The sequence below is a fragment of the Pseudomonas sp. MWU12-2319 genome (assembly GCF_023242525.1).
Classification (GTDB): domain Bacteria; phylum Pseudomonadota; class Gammaproteobacteria; order Pseudomonadales; family Pseudomonadaceae; genus Aquipseudomonas; species Aquipseudomonas gingeri_D.
On sequence record NZ_JALJES010000030.1, the window covers coordinates 32,920 to 52,643 of the forward strand.

Below are 19,724 nucleotides of genomic sequence, written 5' to 3' on the forward strand. Positions count from 1 at the left end.
GACCATGCACGGCGCATCGATTCGTCATCAGTCACCCGCCCCCGGCCGTAACAAGCCGGTGCCGCGGGGTGCCAGCCGGATGGTGGCTAAAGAGCCGATGTCGGTGCGCCTGCCGAAAGCCAACTTCAGCATTTTCAAGCGCCTGATGTGGCCGGTGCTGCTGGTGGCCCTGGGTTTCGGTACCTACGAAGGTGCCCAGCGCCTGTTGCCCTATGCCGATCGGCCGATCAGCAAGATCAACGTGCAGGGCGACCTGAGCTACATCAGCCAGCAGGCGGTGCAGCAGCGGATCGCGCCGTACGTCGCGTCGAGCTTCTTCACCATCGACTTGGCGAGCATGCGCACCGAGCTGGAAACCATGCCGTGGATCGCCCATGCCGAGGTCCGGCGTGTGTGGCCGGACCAGGTGGTGATCCGCCTGGAAGAGCAATTGCCGGTGGCCCGCTGGGGCGACGGGGCGTTGTTGAACAACCAGGGCCAGGCGTTCGCGCCACGGGAACTGGCGAACTACGAGCATCTGCCGCAGTTGTTCGGTCCCCAACGGGCCCAGCAACAGGTGATGCAGCAGTATCAGGTGTTGAGTCAGATGCTGCGCCCGCTGGGTTTCTCGATTGTCCGGCTGGAACTGCGTGAACGCGGCAGCTGGTTCCTGACCACCGGCGCGGGCAGCGCGGGGCCGGGGATCGAGTTGTTGTTGGGTCGCGATCATCTGGTCGAGAAGATGCGCCGTTTTATTGCCATTTATGAAAAAACGCTGAAAGAACAGATTACGAACATTGCCAGCATCGATCTGCGTTATTCCAACGGCCTGGCCGTCGGATGGCGGGAACCTGTGGCACCCGTGACGGCCAAACCCGCCGTTGCGAAGAATTAAGAAGAGGCAGGACCATGGCAAACGTGCAAAGCGGCAAAATGATCGTCGGACTGGATATCGGTACCTCCAAGGTGGTGGCACTGGTGGGCGAGGTCGCGGCCGATGGCACGCTGGAAATCGTTGGTATCGGCACCCATCCTTCCCGCGGCCTGAAGAAGGGCGTGGTGGTGAATATCGAGTCCACCGTGCAGTCGATCCAGCGTGCGGTGGAAGAGGCGCAACTGATGGCCGGTTGCCGGATCCACTCGGCGTTCGTCGGCGTGGCGGGCAATCACATCCGCAGCCTGAACTCCCATGGGATTGTCGCGATCCGCGATCGTGAAGTCAGCGCGGCGGATCTCGAACGTGTGCTCGATGCGGCCCAGGCCGTGGCGATTCCGGCGGACCAGCGGGTCCTGCACACGCTGCCGCAGGACTACGTGATCGACAACCAGGAAGGCGTTCGCGAACCCCTGGGCATGTCCGGCGTACGTCTGGAAGCCAAGGTCCACGTGGTCACCTGCGCGGTGAACGCGGCACAGAACATCGAGAAGTGCGTGCGTCGCTGCGGTCTGGAAATCGACGACATCATTCTTGAGCAACTGGCTTCGGCCTACTCGGTGCTGACCGACGACGAGAAAGAACTGGGCGTGTGCCTGGTGGATATCGGCGGCGGCACCACCGACATCGCGATCTTCACCGAAGGCGCGATCCGCCACACCGCGGTGATCCCGATTGCCGGTGATCAGGTGACCAACGACATCGCCATGGCGTTGCGCACCCCGACCCAGTACGCCGAAGAGATCAAGATCCGCTACGCCTGTGCCCTGGCGAAACTGGCCGGTGCCGGTGAAACCATCAAGGTGCCGAGCGTCGGCGACCGTCCGCCACGCGAGCTGTCGCGCCAGGCCCTGGCCGAAGTGGTCGAGCCGCGCTACGACGAACTGTTCACCCTGATCCAGGCCGAACTGCGTCGCAGCGGCTACGAGGACCTGATTCCGGCCGGCATCGTGCTGACCGGTGGTACCTCGAAAATGGAAGGCGCGGTCGAACTGGCCGAAGAGATTTTCCACATGCCGGTGCGCCTGGGCGTGCCGCATAGCGTCAAAGGGCTGTCGGACGTGGTCCGCAACCCGATCTATTCAACTGGGGTAGGGCTGTTGCTGTACGGGCTGCAAAAGCAGTCGGACGGCATTTCCCTGTCCGGCTACAACGGCGGCAACAGAAACGACTATCGCGATGAAGAACAGAAAGCACCTGTGCTGGAGCGCTTGAAGCGCTGGGTTCAGGGCAACTTTTAAAGTTTCAAAGCAGTAGAAGTAGGCGAAAAAACTAGAGAATGAAAGGAGAGGGAACATGTTCGAACTCGTAGACAACGTCCCACAAAGTCCGGTAATCAAGGTTATCGGCGTAGGCGGTGGCGGCGGCAACGCCGTTAACCATATGGTCAAGAGCAACATTGAAGGCGTCGAGTTCATCTGCGCCAACACCGATGCCCAGGCCCTGAAAAACATTGGCGCGCGGACTATCCTGCAACTGGGTACCGGCGTGACCAAGGGCCTGGGTGCCGGCGCCAATCCGGAAGTCGGTCGTCAGGCCGCTCTGGAAGATCGCGAGCGCATCGCCGAAGTGCTGCAGGGCACCAACATGGTGTTCATCACCACCGGCATGGGTGGCGGTACCGGTACCGGTGCGGCCCCGATCATTGCCGAAGTGGCGAAGGAAATGGGCATCCTCACCGTTGCGGTGGTGACCCGTCCGTTCCCGTTCGAAGGCCGAAAGCGCATGCAGATCGCCGATGAAGGCATCCGCGCGCTGAGCGAAAGCGTCGACTCGTTGATCACCATTCCCAACGAGAAGCTGCTGACCATCCTGGGTAAGGACGCCAGCCTGCTGTCGGCTTTCGCCAAGGCTGACGATGTACTCGCCGGTGCCGTTCGCGGTATCTCCGACATCATCAAGCGTCCGGGCATGATCAACGTCGACTTCGCCGACGTGCGTACCGTGATGAGCGAAATGGGCATGGCGATGATGGGCACTGGCTGCGCCAGCGGTCCCAACCGTGCACGTGAAGCCACCGAAGCGGCGATTCGCAACCCGCTGCTGGAAGACGTCAACCTGCAAGGCGCGCGCGGCATCCTGGTGAACATCACCGCCGGTCCTGACCTGTCCCTGGGTGAGTACTCCGACGTGGGTAGCATCATCGAAGCCTTCGCCTCCGAGCACGCCATGGTCAAGGTCGGTACCGTTATCGATCCGGACATGCGCGACGAGCTGCACGTGACCGTGGTTGCCACCGGCCTGGGTGCGCGTATCGAGAAGCCTGTGAAGGTCATCGACAATACGCTGCAGACCAGCCAATCGGCTGCCGCCCAGACGCAAGCACCTTCGCGTCAGGAACTGCCGTCGGTGAACTACCGTGACCTGGATCGTCCGACCGTCATGCGCAACCAGGCCCAGGCCGGTGCTGCGACTGCCGCGAAGATGAACCCGCAGGATGACCTGGACTATCTGGATATCCCGGCTTTCCTGCGTCGCCAGGCCGATTGATGGAATGTATCAGGAGTATTAGGGTGATTGGTGTTCAGCAAAGGCCTGGTCTGCTATTATCGCCAGCCTTTGTTGATACCTGTTCGCAATTTGCGCTGAAGCGGCCCATGCCATGATTAAACAACGCACCCTGAAAAATATTATCCGTGCTACAGGTGTCGGCCTGCACTCCGGCGAGAAGGTCTACCTGACCCTCAAGCCCGCGCCTGTGGACACCGGTATCGTGTTTTGTCGTGCCGACCTCGACCCTGTGGTGCAGATTCCTGCTCGCGCGGAAAACGTTGGTGAAACCACGATGTCGACCACGTTGGTCAACGGTGACGTCAAGGTGGACACGGTTGAGCACCTGCTCTCGGCCATGGCCGGCCTGGGCATCGATAACGCCTACGTCGAGCTCTCCGCGTCCGAAGTCCCGATCATGGATGGTAGCGCTGGACCCTTCGTATTCCTGATTCAATCTGCCGGCCTGGAAGAACAGGACGCAGCCAAGAAGTTCATCCGCATCCTTCGTGAAGTCTCAGTGGAAGACGGCGACAAGCGCGCCACTTTCGTGCCTTTCGAAGGTTTCAAGGTGAGCTTTGAGATCGATTTCGATCACCCGGTGTTCCGTGACCGCATCCAGAGTGCCAGCGTGGATTTTTCCAGCACTTCGTTCGTAAAAGAAGTCAGCCGCGCCCGGACCTTTGGTTTCATGAGTGATATCGAGTACCTGCGCAAGCACAACCTCGCACTCGGCGGTAGCGTGGAAAACGCCATCGTGGTCGATTCGGATGGTGTACTGAACGAAGACGGCCTTCGTTACGAAGACGAATTCGTCAAACACAAGATCCTCGACGCTATCGGTGACCTCTACCTGTTGGGCAATAGCCTGATTGGTGAGTTCAAAGGCTTCAAGTCCGGTCACGCCCTGAACAACCAGCTTCTGCGTAAGCTCATTGAGCAGAAAGATGCCTGGGAAGTGGTGACCTTCGAAGACGCCAGCACCGCGCCGATCTCTTACATGCGTCCTGTTGCGGCCGTGTAACGACTCTCTCCTTTTGTTGTATTTGAAAGCCGCCTTCGGGCGGCTTTTTTTATATCCCTTCCCTTGTCGAAGCGAGCTTGCTCCGGGCGGCGTTCCGGCGAGGGTAGTCCAGACACCGCGGGGTATCAGATGCCGCGTGTTATCGTTGACGTCCATCGCGAGCAAGCTCGCTCCTACAGGGGGCGCTTACAACCGGTCGAGGCTGGCATGCACCGCACGATCGCGGCCTTCGTGCTTGGCCTGGTACAGCGCCTGGTCGGCTTTGCGCAGCAACTGCTCCACGCTACCGTCGCTGGGCGGCGAGGCGGTGCTGGCGCCGATGCTGACGGTGATCGCCCGATGGTCGCCCTTGAAGGGCGCCAGTGCGGCCATGGCCGTGCGGATCTTTTGCGCCAGGTTCATTGCCCCCTGCTCATCGGTTTCCGGCAGCACCACGGCAAACTCTTCGCCGCCATAACGCGCCGCCATGTCGCCAGGACGCCGAATGTTGTCACTGATCACCTGGGCCAGCCGCCGCAAGGCCTCGTCGCCGACCGGGTGACCGTGGCGGTCGTTGAAGGCCTTGAAGTGATCGGCATCGATCATCAGTACCGACAGCGGTTTGCCGGAACGCTGTGCCCGCGCCCATTCTGTCGCCAGGCCCTGGTCCAGCGCCCGGCGATTGGCCAGGCCGGTCAGCGAGTCGGTGGCGGCCAGCTGCGCCAGCTCCTGCTCGGCGCGCTGGCGTCGGCGCAGTTCCCGGGCCAGCAGCCAACTGAGCCAGAGCAGGCCGATACAGAGCACGCCCGTGGCCAGGCCGACCAGGCGGGTCGTGCGTTTCCAGGCGCCATAGACTTCGTCGGCGGACTGGGACACCACCACGATCAGCGGTAGCGTGCCGACCTGGGAAAAGGTATAGAGCCGCTCGCTGCCATCGATCCCCGAGGTGGTGCTGAAGCTGCCGTTACCTTGTTTCAGGATCCGGATGAAGTTGGGGTAGTTGCTGAAGTCCTGGCCGGTCAGCTCGTCGGGCAGTGGCGTTTGTCGGGACAGCAGGGTGCCGTCGGTGCTGACCAGGCTGATGGAACCGCCTTTGCCGACGCTCAGGTTCATGAACAGCTCATCGACGTAACTCAGGCGCATGCCGGCGGCGGCCACTCCCAGGAACTCACCGTCCGCGGAGGTCATCCTGCGGCTGAAACTGATCAGCCAGGGATACGGGGCCCGGCGGGACTTGAACGGGTGGCTGATCATCAGGCTCGGGTCCGGGTCGCCCTCGTGGGACTGGAAATACTCACGATCGGAAAAGTTCTCGGCCCTGGGGATGACCGACTGGGAGTCGGCGACCACATTGCCCAGTCGGTCCAGCAGCAGGATATCGCTTTTGTGCGAGGTGCTCGAGGCGCGGTCGAACAGGGCGAGATGACGGACTTCGGGAGCGACCGTGCGCAGGTCCTGGCGCTGCGAGGCCTGGATCAGCCCCTGTAATGCGAGGTCATAGAGCTCGATGTTGCGCGATACATCGGCGTCGATCAGTTGCACGATATTGTTCGCCGAGCGCGCGGCGGCCTCGGTGGCGCTGCCGCGCTCGCGGATCAGCAGAAAGGTCACGATGGCAAGCATGGCGATCACCGTCATTCCGCTGACCAGCATCAGCAGGGTTTGCGGCTTGACGGAATTTGCCGGGGCGTGAGGAATGGTCGCACTCTCGATTGCATCGGTTTATTGGCGCATGTATACGGCCCACGCAAGAAAAAGGCCAGTCTCTTGAGACTGGCCTTTGCTGTTCTGTCCCTGGAGTGCTTCAGGCTGGCAGGTAGAGGCCGAAGGTATTGATCCCGTCGCGGCTGCGCACGAACACATCACCGCCATGCATCAGGGCGATGGCCTTGACGATTGCCAGGCCCAGTCCGTGGTTGGCGCCGCTGTTGCTGCGGGAGGCGTCGACCCGGTAGAAACGTTCGAAGAGCCGCGAAAGATGCTCGGCGGCAATCGCTTCGCCGGGGTTGGATACGCCAATGGCGACCCGCTCGCCCTCGCGTTCGATGCGTACCACGATCACCTGGCCCGGCACTGTGTGCTGCACCGCATTGCTCAGCAGGTTGATCAGCGCCCGGCGCAGGTGGGCGATTTCGATCTGTACCTGGGCATCGCCGCTGACCCGTACCTGGACCTGGGCGTCTTCGAGAATGAAGTCCAGGTAGTCCAGGGTGGTCGCCACCTCGCCGGCCAGCGAGGTGCTGATCAGCTTGGTGGCCTTGCTGCCCTGGTCGGCGCTGGCCAGGAACAGCATGTCGTTGATGATCGAGCGCAGGCGTTCCAGCTCTTCGAGGTTCGATTGCAGGACCTCGAAATAATGCTCGGCCGAACGTCCGCGGGTCAGGGCCACCTGGGTCTGGCCGATCAGGTTGGTCAGCGGCGAGCGCAACTCATGGGCGACGTCGGCGTTGAACGACTCCAGGCGCGAATAGGCATGCTCGACGCGTTCCAGGGTCGAGTTGAAGGAGTTGACGAACTGGCTGAGCTCCGGCGGCAGCGGTGACAACTGCAGGCGCCCGGACAGCCGTGGCGGTGCCAGCTTCTGCGCCTCCTCGGACAGCTTGATCAAGGGTTTCAGGCCGATCCGCGTCACCCAGTAACCCAGCACGGACGCCAGGGCGATGCCGGCGATGGCCAGGCCGATCAGGGCGATCAGCAGGTGGTGTTGGGTCTGTCGGAAGGTTTCGGTGTCGATGGCGATCAGGAACTTCAACGGTGGGCGAGGCCCCTTGGCCGGCAGGGCGTTGACCAGCACCTTGAAGGGGTAGGCGTGTCCCGGCAAGCGCAGGTCGCGCATGCCCGCGGGGCCTTCGGCGAAGGCACGAACCAGGCCGTCGGGGGGGCCGTACTCGTAGTTGCTATCGCCGCTGACCACCCAGAAACGAATGCGCTTGTCCTCTTCGCCCAACTGCTTGAGCTTGGCGCTGACCTTGGCCCAGTGGTCCAGGGTGCTGTCGCGATTGAGTGAGGACAGCAGCACGCTGGAGCGTGCCTCCAACTCGGCTTCCGGCAGCAGGCCGAGGCCCTCGCCGACCTGCTGGTACAGGGCCCAGCCGATCAACAGGAACACCAGCAGCGCCACGCCGCTGAACAAGCCGCTCAGGCGCAGGGCGATGCTGTTAGTTGGCACTGCGGCTCTCCAGCACGTAGCCCATGCCGCGGATGGTGTGCAGCAGTTTCTGTTCGAACGGCCCGTCGAGCTTGGCTCGCAGGCGCTTGATCGCGACTTCGACGACGTTTGCGTCGCTGTCGAAATTGATGTCCCAGACCATCTCGGCAATGGCGGTCTTGGAGAGGATTTCGCCCTGGCGCCGGGCCAGCACGCTGAGCAGCGAGAACTCCTTGGCGGTCAGGTCCAGGCGCATGCCGGCGCGGCTGGCCTTGCGACTGATCAGATCGACCCAGAGGTCGGCGACGCTGATCTGCACCGGCTCGTGGCCGCCGCCGCTGCGCCGGGTCAGGGCCTGCAGGCGCGCCACCAGTTCGAGAAAGGAAAAGGGTTTGCCCAGGTAGTCGTCGGCGCCCTCGCGCAGGCCGCGAACACGGTCTTCGACGCGCTCGCGGGCGGTGAGCATGATCACCGGGGTCTGCTTGCGCGCCCGCAGCGCCTTGAGCACGCCGAAGCCATCCAGCTCCGGCAGCATCACGTCGAGGATGATCACCGCGTAGTCGCTTTCCAGCGCCAGGTGCAGGCCGCCGACGCCATCGCGGGCGAGGTCCACGGTGTAGCCCTGTTCGGTCAGGCCGCGATGCAGGTAATCGGCGGTTTTTTCTTCATCTTCGATAATCAGAACGCGCATGAACCCGCCTCAGAGTGTGATCGCCGGCGCGGGCGCCGGTGTCGGCCGATGGAAAAGCCGCTCAAGCCACAAGTATATGACGGGGGTGGTAAAGAGCGTCAGCGCCTGGCTCACCAGCAGGCCGCCGACCACGGCGATCCCCAGGGGCTGGCGCAATTCGGCGCCGGTACCGTGGCCGAGCATCAGCGGCAGGGCGCCGAGCAGGGCGGCCAGGGTGGTCATGATGATCGGCCGGAACCTCGTGATACAGGCCTTGTAGATTGCTTCCTCCGGCGACAGCCCGCCACGCTGGGCTTCCAGGGCGAAGTCGATCATCAGGATGCCGTTCTTTTTCACGATACCGATCAGCAATACCAGGCCGATCAGCGCCATGATCGAGAAGTCCTGGCCCAGCAGCCACAACATGATCAGGGCGCCGAGGCCGGCGGACGGCAGGGTGGAAATGATTGTCAGCGGGTGCACGAAACTTTCGTAGAGCACCCCGAGGATGATGTAGACCGCCACCAGCGCCGCGAGGATCAGCCACGGTTGGCTCGCCAGGGAACTCTGGAAGGCCTGGGCCGCGCCCTGGAAGTAACCGTTCACCGAGGCCGGCATGCCGATTTCGTTCTTCGCCTGGTTGAGTTGCAGCACCGCGTCACCCAGGGCCACGCCGGGGGCCAGGTTGAACGACAGGTTGGCGGCCGGGAACATGCCGTCGTGGGCGATGGACAACGGACCGCTGGTGGGCACGTCGAAGCGCGCCAGGGCCGAGAGCGGGACCATCTCACCGGTCAGGGGCGAGCGCAGGTAGAAGTAGTTCAGGCTTTCGGCCTTGCCGCGCTGCGCGGCGTCCAGTTCGAGGATCACGTTGTACTGGTTGGTTTCGGTCTGGTACTCGTTGATCTGCCGCTGGCCGAAGGCGTCGTAGAGGGCTTCGTCGACATCGCTGGCGGTCAGGCCGAAACGCGCGGCGGCGCCGCGGTCGATGTTGATATGGGTGACGCTGCCGCCCGTTTGCAGGTCGTTGGACAGGTCGCGAAACGCCGGGTTGGTGCGCAGCTTTTCCGTCAGGCGCTGGGTCCAGGTGTTCAGCGTATCGCCGTCATTGCTCTTGACCACGTACTGATACTGGGCCCGGCTCGGGCCGGAACTGAGGTTGATGTCCTGGCCCGCCCGCAGGTAGAGAACTATGCCGGGAATCTTCATCAGCTGCGGGCGAATCCGGTCGATAAATGCGCTGGCCGAGACATCCCGCTGGTCCTGGGGCTTGAGGGCGATCCAGAAGCGGCCGTTGGCGATGGTCTGGTTGCTGCCGGACACACCCACCGAATGAGAGAACGCCTGCACCGCCGGGTCGGCCGCAACGATCTCGGCCAGGGCCTTGTGCTTGGCCACCATATCGGTGAAGGACACATCGGCGGCGGCCTCGGTGGTGCCGAGGACGAAGCCGGTGTCCTGGATCGGGAAGAAGCCCTTGGGAATGAACACGTAGCCGGCGATGGCCAGGCACAGGGTCACGCAGAACAGCCCGAACATGGTTCTCTGGTGCGCCAGGGCGCGCCGCAGGTTGCGCTCATAGACGGCCAGCAGGCGCTCGCCGAAGCCCGGCTTGGAGTGTTCGTGATGCACCGGCGCGCGCATGAACAGCGCGGCCAGGGTCGGTGCCAGGGTCAGCGAGACCACCACCGAGATCAGGATGGTCGAGGTCGCGGTCAGGGCGAATTCCTTGAACAGCCGGCCGACCACGCCGCCCATGAACAGCAGCGGAATAAACGCGGCGATCAGCGAGAAGCTGATGGAGACCACGGTAAAGCCGATCTCCCCGGCGCCCTTGATCGCCGCTTCGCGCATGCCGTCGCCGGCCTCGAGGTGGCGGTGGATGTTTTCCACCACGACAATCGCATCGTCGACCACAAAGCCCACGGCGATGACGATCGCCACCAGGGTCAGGTTGTTCAGGCTGAAACCCATCACGTACATCAAGGCAAAGCTGGCCACCAGGGACACGCCGAGCACCGAGGAAACGATCAGGGTCGCCGACAACTGGCGCAGGAACAACGCCATCACCGCCACCACCAGCAGGATGGCGATCAGCAGGGTCATTTCCACTTCATGCAGCGAGGCGCGGATGGTCTGGGTCCGGTCGATCAGCACCTTGACCTGCACCGAGGCCGGGAGCATGGCTTCGAGGCCCGGCAGGGCGGCCTGGATGCGGTCCACGGTTTCGACGATGTTGGCCCCCGGCTGGCGGGAAATCACCAGGTTGACCCCCGGTTCGTCACCGGACCAGGCTTGCACGTAGGCGTCCTCGGAACCGCGGATGACCCGGGCGACATCCTTGAGCTGGACCGGCGCGCCATTCTTGTAGGAGACGATCAACTGGTCGTATTCCTCCGGCTGGAACAACTGGTCGTTGGTCGACAGGGTGGAGATGCTCGACTTGCCGTACAGCGCGCCCTTGGCCAGGTTGAGGCTGGTCTGCTGGATCGCCTGGCGGATGTCGGCCAGGGTCAGGCCGATGGCCGCCAGCTTGTCCGCCGAGGCCTGGACCCGGATGGCCGGGCGCTGCTGGCCGGTGATGTTGATCTGGCCGACGCCGTCGATCTGGCTGAGCTGGCGGGCCAGCAGGGTTTCGGCGTAGTCGCTGAGTTCGGTGCCGGGCATCTGGCTGGAGCTGACGCTGAGGATCAGCACCGGGCTGTCGGCCGGGTTGACCTTGCGCCAGGTCGGCAGGGTCGGCATGTCTTTGGGCAGCTTGCCCGAGGCGGTGTTGATCGCCGCCTGGACTTCCTGGGCGGCGGTGTCGATGCTTTTGCTGAGGGTGAACTGCAACGTCAGGGTGGTGGTGCCCAGGGCGCTGCTGGAGGTCATCTGGGTCATGCCGGGGATGGCGCTGAATTGCACCTCCAGCGGTGTCGCGACCGAGGACGCCATGGTTTGCGGGCTGGCGCCGGGGAGCTGGGCGGAGACCTGGATGGTCGGGAACTCGGCTTCCGGCAGCGGTGCCAGGGGCAGGCGCGGAAAGGCGATCGACCCGAGCAGCACCAGGGCGAAGGTCAGCAGGATGGTCGCCACCGGATGGTCGATGCACCAGGCCGAAACGCCGCGACTTTCCTTGATCATGGCTTGGACTCCAGGGCGGCCTGGCGGTCAGCCATTTTCGGCTGGCCCTGCACTTCGATCCGCGAAGTCGGCTTGAGCCGCGACTGGCCGTCGCTGACCAGCACATCGCCGGCCTGCACACCGGTGATGATGTTCAGGTCGCTGTCCTGATAGGCCATCTGCACCGGCACCACTTCCACGCCGCTGCCTTTGACCCGGTAGACGAAGTAGTTGTCCAGGCCGCGCTGGACCACCACGGGCGGCACCACCAGGGCGTTGCGTTCGAGGGCGGTCTGGATCTTGATGTTCACCAGTTGGCCCGGCCAGAGCTTCTGGCCCTTGTTGCTGAATTCGGCCTTGGCCTTGATGGTCCCGGTACCCGCCGCGACCTGGTTGTCGATCAGGGTCAGGTGCCCTTCGCCGAGCAGCAGGCCGCTATGCCCGTCGTCGCCGAGGAAAGCCCGGACCGGCGCAGGTGGAGTGGTGCCGAGCAGGCCTTGCAGGGTCGGCAGCATTTGCTGGGGCAGGGAGAACTCCACGGCGATCGGGTCGATCTGGGTCACCGAGAACAGGCCCTGGGCATCGCTCATGCGCAGGAAGTTGCCTTCGTCCACGGCACGGATACCGACTCGGCCTGTGACCGGCGAGTGGATCTGGGTATAGGACAGTTGCACCTGCGCCGAGGCAATCGCCGCCTGGTTGCCTTGCGCGGTGGCTTTCAATTGATTGACCAGCGCTTGTTGCTGGTCATAGGTCTGCTTGGAAATGCCGTCATCGACCGTCAGCAACTTGTAGCGCTTGAGGTCGACTTCCGCCACCTGCAACTGCGCCTGGCTCTGCGCCAGTTGGGCCTTGGCCTGCGCCAGGCTGGCCTGGATCGAACGGTCGTCGAGGGTCGCCAGCAGGTCGCCTTCCTTGACCAGTTGCCCTTCCTTGACCAGCAGCTTGGTGAGGATGCCGTCGATCTGCGGGCGGATCACCACGCTGTGCAATGACAGTACCGAACCGATGCCGCTGACATAACGCGGCACATCCTGCTGGATCACGCTGACCACCGTGACCGGCACAGTGGTATTGGCGCTGGGTTTGGCCTGGGGAGCTCGGGTCAGGGTCCAGGTCGCGGCAGCGGCCACGAGGACCACCAGGCCAAGGATCAACGCGGTTTTCTTCGGGATACGCATGCTGTCAGGACGCCGGGACAAAGGGATGGGAAGGTGAATGCTGGCAGAACAGTAGCTCCTTTATAACCCCCCAACCGGGTCAGCAAGGTGACGGCTACCTGACAGGGCTGTCAGAAAACCGTCCGTCTTATAACACGCCCGGGCATTAAAGCCGCTATCGCTTTGGACGATAACGATAAAGAGTGTTGTTGGCGGACAAACACTATTGATATGTCCTACGGATGATTCTTTGTTTTCTGGTGCGTGGGCCTGAAGTGATCTTTACTGGTGAATACCGACCCTGCTTTGGGAGTGTTGGAAATGAACGGAAAAATAGTAAGTCTCGGTGTGCTGTTGCTGATCGCTGGCGGTTTCGACATACAGGCCGTGAATGGCGCCGGACAGATCAGGTTTTTCGGGGAGATCGTGGAGTCCGGTTGCGAAGTCGGGACATCGGCAGCCGGTCATCCCGGGGCCGACAGCCGATTGCTCAAAGTCTCTTCCGCAGTCAGTTTGAATGTCGATACAGCGGCCAATGCCTGTCGCGATGGGCGGGTGCCTTTTAGCGCAAGCTATCAGCCCCTGGCGTCGAGTGTCACGACCCGGCAGGTGGCAACGCAAGGCGTGGTCACCCTCACGTACAACTAAGTTGTACGTGGGCTCAAGCCCTCGTGGTTGCGGGTTGCGTGTATAGACGGGCTGCCGGACAGGTAAAAATCCGGCGGCCTGCACGAGCGTATGGGTCCGGTACTTGGCCATATCGAGCAAATCGTACTGTTTGCAGCTATTCAGCAGGGTATCAGAATAATATCAGTGTGCTGGAGAGTTGTGTTTCAGTGATAAGTTATTTCGTTGAAAGAGTGTGAGTGTTAAACGGTTATTGTTCTTTTTTCTTGGGGTTTTGAATGACGCCGAGCTCTGACAGTATTGGCGTTCCTCATTGTAAGCGGGTTCTTAGTTTTCCAATCGATAAGGGCTTACAGCGTAATAAATTCTTCGGGTCTATAGTGCTCGCCACCCAAGTAATGGGTGCAAACGAATTAACTCGAAGGATTGTGTTCGCATGAAAAATATCTCTATGACCCTGGCTTTATTGGCGGCAACTCTGGGGGCAGTGACTACCGCACACGCAGCCAACAGTGGCACGCTGAACTTTACCGGTGCCTTGACCAACACCAGTTGCGAAGTGTCTTCCGGAGGCGGGTCGGCCGATAACATCCCGGTGGACCTGGGCCGTGTATCCTTTGCCGATATCGGTAATCGCACCGACTCGCGGCTGGGCACCGCGAAAGACATCGACCTGGTGGTGACCTGCCTGCAACCGGCGGCGGAGAACACCGTGCATATGTCGTTCCGGCCGTCACAAACCGACACCAACGATCCCTACCTGTTGACCACCGCCGGAGCGGCCAAGGGGGTAGGCATCGGCCTGGTACGTCGCGACAGCGACACTTTCCTCAATATCCAGGACCCCACCGACACCATTGATGGCGTCCTTGAGGCCAGCGGTACCGGCTCGCGCGGTGAACTGGCTTTGCGGGCGGTGTTCGTCAAGAACGGTGTACCCACGGTCCCCGGTGCCGCGACAGGCACCGTGCCTTTTGTCCTGACTTATAACTAAGTGGCTTTCTTGAACGGAGCTTTGCACGGCTCCGTTCTTTTTTTCATTGAAATGGGTAGTTCACATGCGGAACGTTTTTGCTCCGATGATCGGCATTGTCCTGGCAATGTGGATAGGAGCCGATGCGCGGGCGGGTATTGTGTTGAATACGACACGGGTGGTGTATCCGGCGCAAGACAAGGAAGCGGTACTCAGTGTACTGAACAATAACTCCTCGAGCATATTGCTGCAGTCCTGGCTCGAAGCCGAGGACGAGGTCACCCGGGAGTTGCCCTTTGTAGTGGTCCCGCCCTTGGTGCAATTGCCTTCCGGGGGACGGCAGACGGTGCGGATCATTCACTCCGGGGCCGCGATGCCGGCGGACCGTGAGTCGCTGTTCTGGTTGAACGTGCAGGAAATCCCCCAGGCCAGCGAGCGGGAGAATGTCCTGCAGATCGGCATCCGCCAGCGCATCAAGCTGTTCTACCGCCCCGGTCGGCTCAACGACGATATCGAGCAGGCGCCGGCGCAACTGCGTTGGAGCCTGCCTCGGGGTGGTGTGCTGAATGTGGTCAACACCGGGCCCTATCACGTGACGCTGGTGGACATTCAGTTGTTGTCCGGGGGGCATCGGGTCCTGCGCCGGAAGAACTCGATGCTGGCTCCGGGGCAGTCCGCCGACTACGACCTGCAGGAGCATGCCCAGGCCCAGAATGCCCAGCTGAATTTCAGTGTCATCAACGACCACGGGGCGCTGGTGCCTTATCGGTTGTCCTCGGGCGACTGGACCCAGGGCCAGGCGCAACCGCTGGGCAGTTAGTCAGCGTCTTCGATCGTTATCCGATTTTTCGATGCCGGACCCCGCGCGCAGGTCAGGGCATTGTGCGGGCGGAAGGATCCCGTCTGGAACACACTTCAAGCTATTGTATTGTGAAGGTGCACATGGATTGGCTTTATCAGCGAACAAAGGAAGTTCTCGCGTTATCACGTCATGGGAGCAACGGTGGTTTCGTACGTTCCCTGTTTGAGAAGGCTCGAGGCCCGTGGGGCTTCAAATGGTCATTGGGGGTGGCGCTGATTGCGCCGGGCGCTGCCTTTGCCGAGCCGTCGGGGGATGAAAGCGGGCAGGGACCCCGCTTCAATACCGCCTTTATTCACGGCGGCGAGCAGTCGGCGGACCTGAAGGCCTTCCTCGAAGGCAACAGCGTCGCGCCGGGTACCTACCGGGTGGATATCTACCTCAATCGCAACCTCAGCGCGCGCCGGGACCTGGTGTTTTCCCGCAATGCCGCGACCGGCCAGGTCGAGCCGTGCCTGACCTTGCCGGTGCTCGACGACCTCGGACTGGACCTGGAGCGCCTGCGCAGCCTCGGGGTGTTGACCGACGGCACGGCGCCCGAGCAGTGCTTCGATTGGCGTCGCCTGGACCAGGCCAGCGTCGACTACCAACCCAACAGCCTGCAACTGAATATCAGCGTGCCGCAGATCGCCTTGCGCCGCAGCGCCCGAGGCTACATTTCGCCGCAGTTGTGGGACCGTGGGGTGAACAGCGCTTTCATCGACTACAGCTTTATCGGTAACCGTCGCGAGGTCACCGGGATTCGCACCGACAGTTACTACCTGGGCCTGAACAACGGTGTGAACCTCGGCGACTGGCGCCTGCGTAATCAGTCATCGTTGTTGCAGGGCACCGATCAATCGGCGCGTTGGAGCAGCAACAGCACCTTCGTCCAGCGCGACCTGACCGCCTGGAAGAGCCAACTGACCCTGGGCGAGACCTATACCGATTCACGGGTTTTCGACAGCGTGCGGTTTCGCGGTGTCCAGGTCGCCACGGACGACGGCATGTTGCCGGACAGCGAGCGGGTCTATGCGCCGACCATTCGCGGTGTGGCCGAGAGCAACGCGACGGTGGAAATCCGCCAGAACGGCTACCTGCTCTACAGCTCCAATGTGGCGCCCGGGCCGTTCGAAATCCGCGACTTCTACCCCAGCGGTTCAAATGGCGATCTGCTGGTAACGGTGATCGAGGCCGATGGCCGGCGCCGCACCTTTACCCAGGCGTTCGCCTCCCTGCCGATCATGGTGCCCGAGGGTACGTTCAGCTACAGCGTCGAAGCCGGGCAATACGACAGCAACAGCAGCGGCTACCAGACCCCCGGTTTTACCAGCACCACCCTGATCTACGGCCTGACCGAGCACCTGACCGGCTATGGCGGCCTGCAACTGGCCGAGGACTACCAGGCCAGTAACCTGGGGGCGGGTCTCAATACCGGGTTGGGGGCGATTTCGGCGGACCTGACCCATTCGGTCAGTCGCCAGCTGGCAACGGACCTGGGGGGGCAGAGCGTGCGCCTGCGCTATGCCAATACCCTGAATGCCACCAGCACCACCTTTGCCATCGCCGGCTATCGCTATTCCAGCGAGCAATACCGCACGTTCGACCAGCATGTGCAGGAGCGCAGCCAGCCCGGTCTGATCCTGCAGGGGCGGGCCAGGGACCGGGTGGATCTCAATCTCAGCCAACCGCTGGGCACCGGGACCTTGAGCGTTTCGGCCCTGGAGCAGCGTTTCTGGGACCTGCCCGGCACGTCCCGGCAGTACAACGTGACCTACGGTGGTTACTGGCGCGACCTCAATTACAGCCTGTCCCTGGACCGCGCCGAAGTCACGGATATCAATGGCCAGGCCGGTACCGATCATCAGTTGACCCTGACCCTCTCGATGCCCTTCGGCAGTCCTGAGCGGGCGACCCGCGCCTCGTTTACCGGGGTACGCGACAGCGAGGGCGGTTCCAGTGCCCTGGCCGGCGTGACCGGGCGCCTGCCGGAGAGTCGCGACACTTTCTATTCGGTGCTCGCTGGTAACGATGGCAGCGGTGCCGGTGCGGGTTCGGCCAGCTTGAACAGCACCACCTCCGTCGGGCGTTTCGAGGCCGGCTACAGCCATGGGCGCGATTTCAACAGCTGGAACCTCGGGGCCCGGGGCTCGCTGGTGGCCCACGGCGGTGGTATCAACCTCGGCCAGTCCCTGGGCGACACCTTTGTGCTGGCGCAGGTGCCGGGTGTCAGCGGGGCCCGTTTCAACAATTTCAGTGGTGTCGAAACCGGTGCCAACGGTTATGCCGTGGTGCCTTATGCACAACCTTACCGGGCCAACTGGATCAGCCTCGATACCCGCGACCTGGGGGCCGATGTCGAGGTGGATAATGCCATCGCCCAGGTGGTTCCGCGGCGTGGCGCGGTGGTCCTGGCCACCTTCAAGGCCAGTGCCGGGCGGCGCGTGCAGTTCGAGCTGAGCCAGGCCGATGGCAGCCCGATTCCCCTCGGCGCGAGTGTTCAGGATGCCACCGGCCGGACCTTGGCCGTGGTCGATCCGAGCAGTCGCGCGCTGGTGCTCAGCGAGCAGGAGCAAGGCGTGCTGAGCGTCAGTTGGTCGGATCGGCGCTGCCAGTTTTCCTTCACGCTGCCACCCAAGGACCCGCAGCGGACCTACGAACGGATTCGTGGGGTGTGCCAGTGAAACGCTTGCGTGTGCTGGCCTTGCTGTTGGGTTTGTGCGCCGGCGGCCCGTTGCAGGCCGCGGTGTCCCTCAGCGGCACGCGGCTGGTGTTCGACGGACGCTTTCGCGAGGTGAGTATCGAAGCGCGCAACCGTGGGGCGGAGGAGGTCCTGTTGCAGGCCTGGTTGAGCGACGTGAGCGAGGGGGCGGAGCCGTCGGCGAATTTGCCCTTTGTGCTGACGCCGCCGCTGTCGCGGCTGGCGCCGGAGGGGCGTCAGGTCTTGCGCCTGATGTATGAAGGGTTGGGCATGCCGGCGGGGCGTGAGTCGCTGCTGCACCTGTATGTGCTGGAAATTCCCCGCACCCGCCCGGGCGACGGGCTGCTGAATATCGCGATCCGCCAGCGGATCAATGTGTTTTTTCGTCCGCCCGGGCTGCCGGGGGATCCGGCGGCCACCCCGCAACGCCTGAACTGGACACTGGTGCGCGACGACAGTGGTGTCCATCGACTGCGGGTGGAGAACCCGACGGTGTTCCATGCCGCCCTGCTGAATATTCAGATCGAGGAGCCACGCCAGGGCGCCCCCCAGCGTCAGGGGGACGATTTGCTGGTCCCGCCGGGCGAGCGGCGGGAACTGATCCTCGCCCGTTCCCCTGCGCAGCACTTGCAGTTCAAGGCGCTGACCGACTACGGCGGTCAACGCGCCTATCGCGCCCGGTTGGCCTTCGGTACGCCGTTCAACGCGTCACTGAGTGGCGACACCGCCCATTCCGAACAGAAGGTTTCATCCCATGACTAAGTTTGATTGTCGTGCCTGGCTGCGTCCGTTGTTGTGTCTTGGACTCTTGAGCCCGGCCAGCGCATTTGCCTTGACCTGCACCTTGCAGGGCAGTGGCGCCACCCTGGTCAACGCCGACCTCGGCAGCACCGTCGCGATCCCGGCCTCGTCGCCCAATGGCAGCGTGATCTGGCGCTCGGAACCGCTCAACCTGGCGATCGATTGCGCCAGGGACAATCCCCAGGGCGGCGACGAGGACGTGTTTATCTACCTCAATCCGGCCGGCCAGGTGATCGGCCAGGGCATCCGCGCCGGTTTGACCCATGACGGCGTCGATCATCGCCAGAGCAGCGGACGCATCGCGACCGGGCGGCGGGTGCCGGGTTGCCTTGAGGGGAACTGCCCGCCGTTGAGTTTCAATCTGGCCTTCTCGGTGTTTATCGAGAAATTCGGGCCGACGCCGCCTTCGGGGGTGGCGAGCAATCTGCAGGACTATCGTCTGTTCCAGCTGGACGGCAGCGCTGGGCCGAGCGCGGGCGGACGTTCGCTCAATTACGTGATCAACAACCTGTCCGGCCTGCGCTTCGTGGCCTGTGATGCGCAGTTGCAGGTGATTCCCGAGACCGTCGATTTCGGTCGGGTCGCCATCGAGCGGGTGGTCATGGGCCAGGTCGCCGCGCGTCGTCCTTTCGCCTTGCACACCAGTCGGACCTGCGACACCGCGTTCAGCCTGGACGCGCGCTTGAAGCCGGTATCGGGCCGTGTCTCCGGGGATCTGCTGATTCCCCAGGGCAATGATGGCGTGGGCATCCGGATCGTCCGGGCGGAGGGCGGCCTGGGGATTCCTTATAACCGCTCCTTTCACCTGGCCGACCTGTTGGGCGAAACCCGGGCGGCCATGGCGCGCTTCGATGCCGAGCTGGTGTGGAACAGTGATCGGCCCAAGGCCGGGCCGTTCTCGGCCGGGGTGGTGGTCGATTTGTTCTATAAATGACCGTTGGTGGCGGCGCGGGCAGGGTGCTGGCAGGTATACTGCGGTCTTTCGGTTCGACCTGATCCGTCCCGCCTTTTCGGAGCTTCCATGACTTCCCCTGAACAACCGTCCGTTTCCGCCAACCCGGGTGAAGAGCCTGTGGTCGAGGCTGAACTCGCGGTCAGCGAAAAGCCGGCCGTCCCGGCCTTCAGTTTTCCGTTCAACCCCGCTGAATTCGCCGCGGCGAAAAAGGCCGGCCAGACCTGGTACCAGAAAGGTGGCAAGGACGGGCATCACGAGAGACCGGGCCGCGCGCCGAATGGCACGCGTCGGTCGATGGGCAAGCGCTGAGCCTTGAGTCCGGCTTCGCCCATAGGGTCGC

16 protein-coding genes are annotated in these 19,724 nt (G+C 62.8%); 11 read left to right on the forward strand and 5 right to left on the reverse strand.

The features are described 5' to 3' along the window. Nucleotides 1–4 precede the first annotated feature (4 nt). The 4 genes from M5C01_RS31290 to lpxC all read left to right on the forward strand — a co-directional run bounded on the left by M5C01_RS31290 (nucleotide 5) and on the right by lpxC (nucleotide 4,427). A complete protein-coding gene (locus M5C01_RS31290) occupies nucleotides 5–874 on the forward strand; it encodes a cell division protein FtsQ/DivIB (protein WP_152741171.1) in 870 nt (289 codons plus the stop codon). A 14-nt stretch (nucleotides 875–888) separates the two neighbouring features. Next, entirely contained in the window at nucleotides 889–2,154 is a 1,266-nt protein-coding gene (ftsA, locus tag M5C01_RS31295) for a cell division protein FtsA (RefSeq protein WP_100941307.1), read from the forward strand. Between the two features lie 55 nt (nucleotides 2,155–2,209). Beyond that, entirely contained in the window at nucleotides 2,210–3,403 is a 1,194-nt protein-coding gene (ftsZ, locus tag M5C01_RS31300) for a cell division protein FtsZ (protein ID WP_103494534.1), read from the forward strand. 112 nt (nucleotides 3,404–3,515) lie between these two features. Next, nucleotides 3,516–4,427 (forward strand): UDP-3-O-acyl-N-acetylglucosamine deacetylase, encoded by a 912-nt coding sequence (gene lpxC, locus M5C01_RS31305; protein ID WP_100941309.1) that lies wholly within the window; start codon nucleotides 3,516–3,518, stop codon nucleotides 4,425–4,427. A 186-nt stretch (nucleotides 4,428–4,613) separates the two neighbouring features. Here the strand turns inward: lpxC and M5C01_RS31310 are convergent, their stop codons facing one another. From M5C01_RS31310 to M5C01_RS31330, 5 genes are all read right to left on the reverse strand, one after another. Then, complete coding sequence (locus M5C01_RS31310) at nucleotides 4,614–6,059, reverse strand: sensor domain-containing diguanylate cyclase (RefSeq protein ID WP_152741170.1); 1,446 nt, start codon at nucleotides 6,057–6,059, stop codon at nucleotides 4,614–4,616. Between the two features lie 151 nt (nucleotides 6,060–6,210). Further along, complete coding sequence (locus M5C01_RS31315) at nucleotides 6,211–7,575, reverse strand: heavy metal sensor histidine kinase (protein WP_178129960.1); 1,365 nt, start codon at nucleotides 7,573–7,575, stop codon at nucleotides 6,211–6,213. Next, entirely contained in the window at nucleotides 7,565–8,245 is a 681-nt protein-coding gene (locus M5C01_RS31320; RefSeq protein WP_103494538.1) for a heavy metal response regulator transcription factor, read from the reverse strand. Before M5C01_RS31320 ends, M5C01_RS31315 begins: the two co-directional genes overlap by 11 nt. Nucleotides 8,246–8,254: 9 nt before the next feature. Next, a complete protein-coding gene (locus M5C01_RS31325) occupies nucleotides 8,255–11,350 on the reverse strand; it encodes a multidrug efflux RND transporter permease subunit (protein ID WP_152741169.1) in 3,096 nt (1,031 codons plus the stop codon). After that, complete coding sequence (locus M5C01_RS31330) at nucleotides 11,347–12,510, reverse strand: efflux RND transporter periplasmic adaptor subunit (RefSeq protein ID WP_152741168.1); 1,164 nt, start codon at nucleotides 12,508–12,510, stop codon at nucleotides 11,347–11,349. The genes M5C01_RS31325 and M5C01_RS31330 overlap by 4 nt, the downstream gene beginning before the upstream one ends. A gap of 300 nt (nucleotides 12,511–12,810) precedes the next feature. Here M5C01_RS31330 and M5C01_RS31335 point away from each other — a divergent pair, with 300 nt between their 5' ends. The 7 genes from M5C01_RS31335 (at nucleotide 12,811) to M5C01_RS31365 (ending at nucleotide 19,693) form a co-directional block, all read left to right on the forward strand. Next, on the forward strand, nucleotides 12,811–13,137 hold the full coding sequence (locus M5C01_RS31335) for a hypothetical protein (RefSeq protein WP_152741167.1): 327 nt from the start codon (nucleotides 12,811–12,813) through the stop codon (nucleotides 13,135–13,137). Between the two features lie 415 nt (nucleotides 13,138–13,552). Continuing rightward, nucleotides 13,553–14,110 carry a fimbrial protein gene (locus M5C01_RS31340; RefSeq protein WP_152741166.1) on the forward strand — a complete coding sequence of 186 codons (558 nt, stop codon included), beginning with the start codon at nucleotides 13,553–13,555 and terminating at the stop codon, nucleotides 14,108–14,110. Nucleotides 14,111–14,174: 64 nt separating this feature from the next. Further along, nucleotides 14,175–14,909: a molecular chaperone gene (locus M5C01_RS31345; protein WP_152741165.1), complete on the forward strand. Its 735-nt coding sequence runs from the start codon at nucleotides 14,175–14,177 to the stop codon at nucleotides 14,907–14,909. A gap of 254 nt (nucleotides 14,910–15,163) precedes the next feature. Next, entirely contained in the window at nucleotides 15,164–17,611 is a 2,448-nt protein-coding gene (locus M5C01_RS31350) for a fimbria/pilus outer membrane usher protein (protein ID WP_248764453.1), read from the forward strand. Next, complete coding sequence (locus M5C01_RS31355) at nucleotides 17,608–18,390, forward strand: molecular chaperone (RefSeq protein WP_177099491.1); 783 nt, start codon at nucleotides 17,608–17,610, stop codon at nucleotides 18,388–18,390. The genes M5C01_RS31350 and M5C01_RS31355 overlap by 4 nt, the downstream gene beginning before the upstream one ends. Next, complete coding sequence (locus tag M5C01_RS31360) at nucleotides 18,383–19,363, forward strand: fimbrial protein (protein WP_152741163.1); 981 nt, start codon at nucleotides 18,383–18,385, stop codon at nucleotides 19,361–19,363. Before M5C01_RS31355 ends, M5C01_RS31360 begins: the two co-directional genes overlap by 8 nt. An 87-nt stretch (nucleotides 19,364–19,450) precedes the next feature. Beyond that, a complete protein-coding gene (locus tag M5C01_RS31365) occupies nucleotides 19,451–19,693 on the forward strand; it encodes a hypothetical protein (RefSeq protein WP_152741162.1) in 243 nt (80 codons plus the stop codon). Nucleotides 19,694–19,724 lie beyond the last annotated feature (31 nt).

Bases quoted from the DNA above. Each gene is read 5' to 3' on its own strand.
- M5C01_RS31290 (WP_152741171.1), top strand. From the start codon at position 5: ATGCACGGCGCATCGATTCGTCATCAGTCACCCGCCCCCGGCCGTAAC.
- M5C01_RS31360 (WP_152741163.1), top strand. From the start codon at position 18,383: ATGACTAAGTTTGATTGTCGTGCCTGGCTGCGTCCGTTGTTGTGTCTT.
- M5C01_RS31335 (WP_152741167.1), top strand. From the start codon at position 12,811: ATGAACGGAAAAATAGTAAGTCTCGGTGTGCTGTTGCTGATCGCTGGC.
- ftsA (WP_100941307.1), top strand. From the start codon at position 889: ATGGCAAACGTGCAAAGCGGCAAAATGATCGTCGGACTGGATATCGGT.
- lpxC (WP_100941309.1), top strand. From the start codon at position 3,516: ATGATTAAACAACGCACCCTGAAAAATATTATCCGTGCTACAGGTGTC.
- ftsZ (WP_103494534.1), top strand. From the start codon at position 2,210: ATGTTCGAACTCGTAGACAACGTCCCACAAAGTCCGGTAATCAAGGTT.
- M5C01_RS31365 (WP_152741162.1), top strand. From the start codon at position 19,451: ATGACTTCCCCTGAACAACCGTCCGTTTCCGCCAACCCGGGTGAAGAG.
- M5C01_RS31345 (WP_152741165.1), top strand. From the start codon at position 14,175: ATGCGGAACGTTTTTGCTCCGATGATCGGCATTGTCCTGGCAATGTGG.
- M5C01_RS31330 (WP_152741168.1), bottom strand. From the start codon at position 12,510: ATGCGTATCCCGAAGAAAACCGCGTTGATCCTTGGCCTGGTGGTCCTC.
- M5C01_RS31320 (WP_103494538.1), bottom strand. From the start codon at position 8,245: ATGCGCGTTCTGATTATCGAAGATGAAGAAAAAACCGCCGATTACCTG.
- M5C01_RS31310 (WP_152741170.1), bottom strand. From the start codon at position 6,059: ATGCTGGTCAGCGGAATGACGGTGATCGCCATGCTTGCCATCGTGACC.
- M5C01_RS31340 (WP_152741166.1), top strand. From the start codon at position 13,553: ATGAAAAATATCTCTATGACCCTGGCTTTATTGGCGGCAACTCTGGGG.
- M5C01_RS31325 (WP_152741169.1), bottom strand. From the start codon at position 11,350: ATGATCAAGGAAAGTCGCGGCGTTTCGGCCTGGTGCATCGACCATCCG.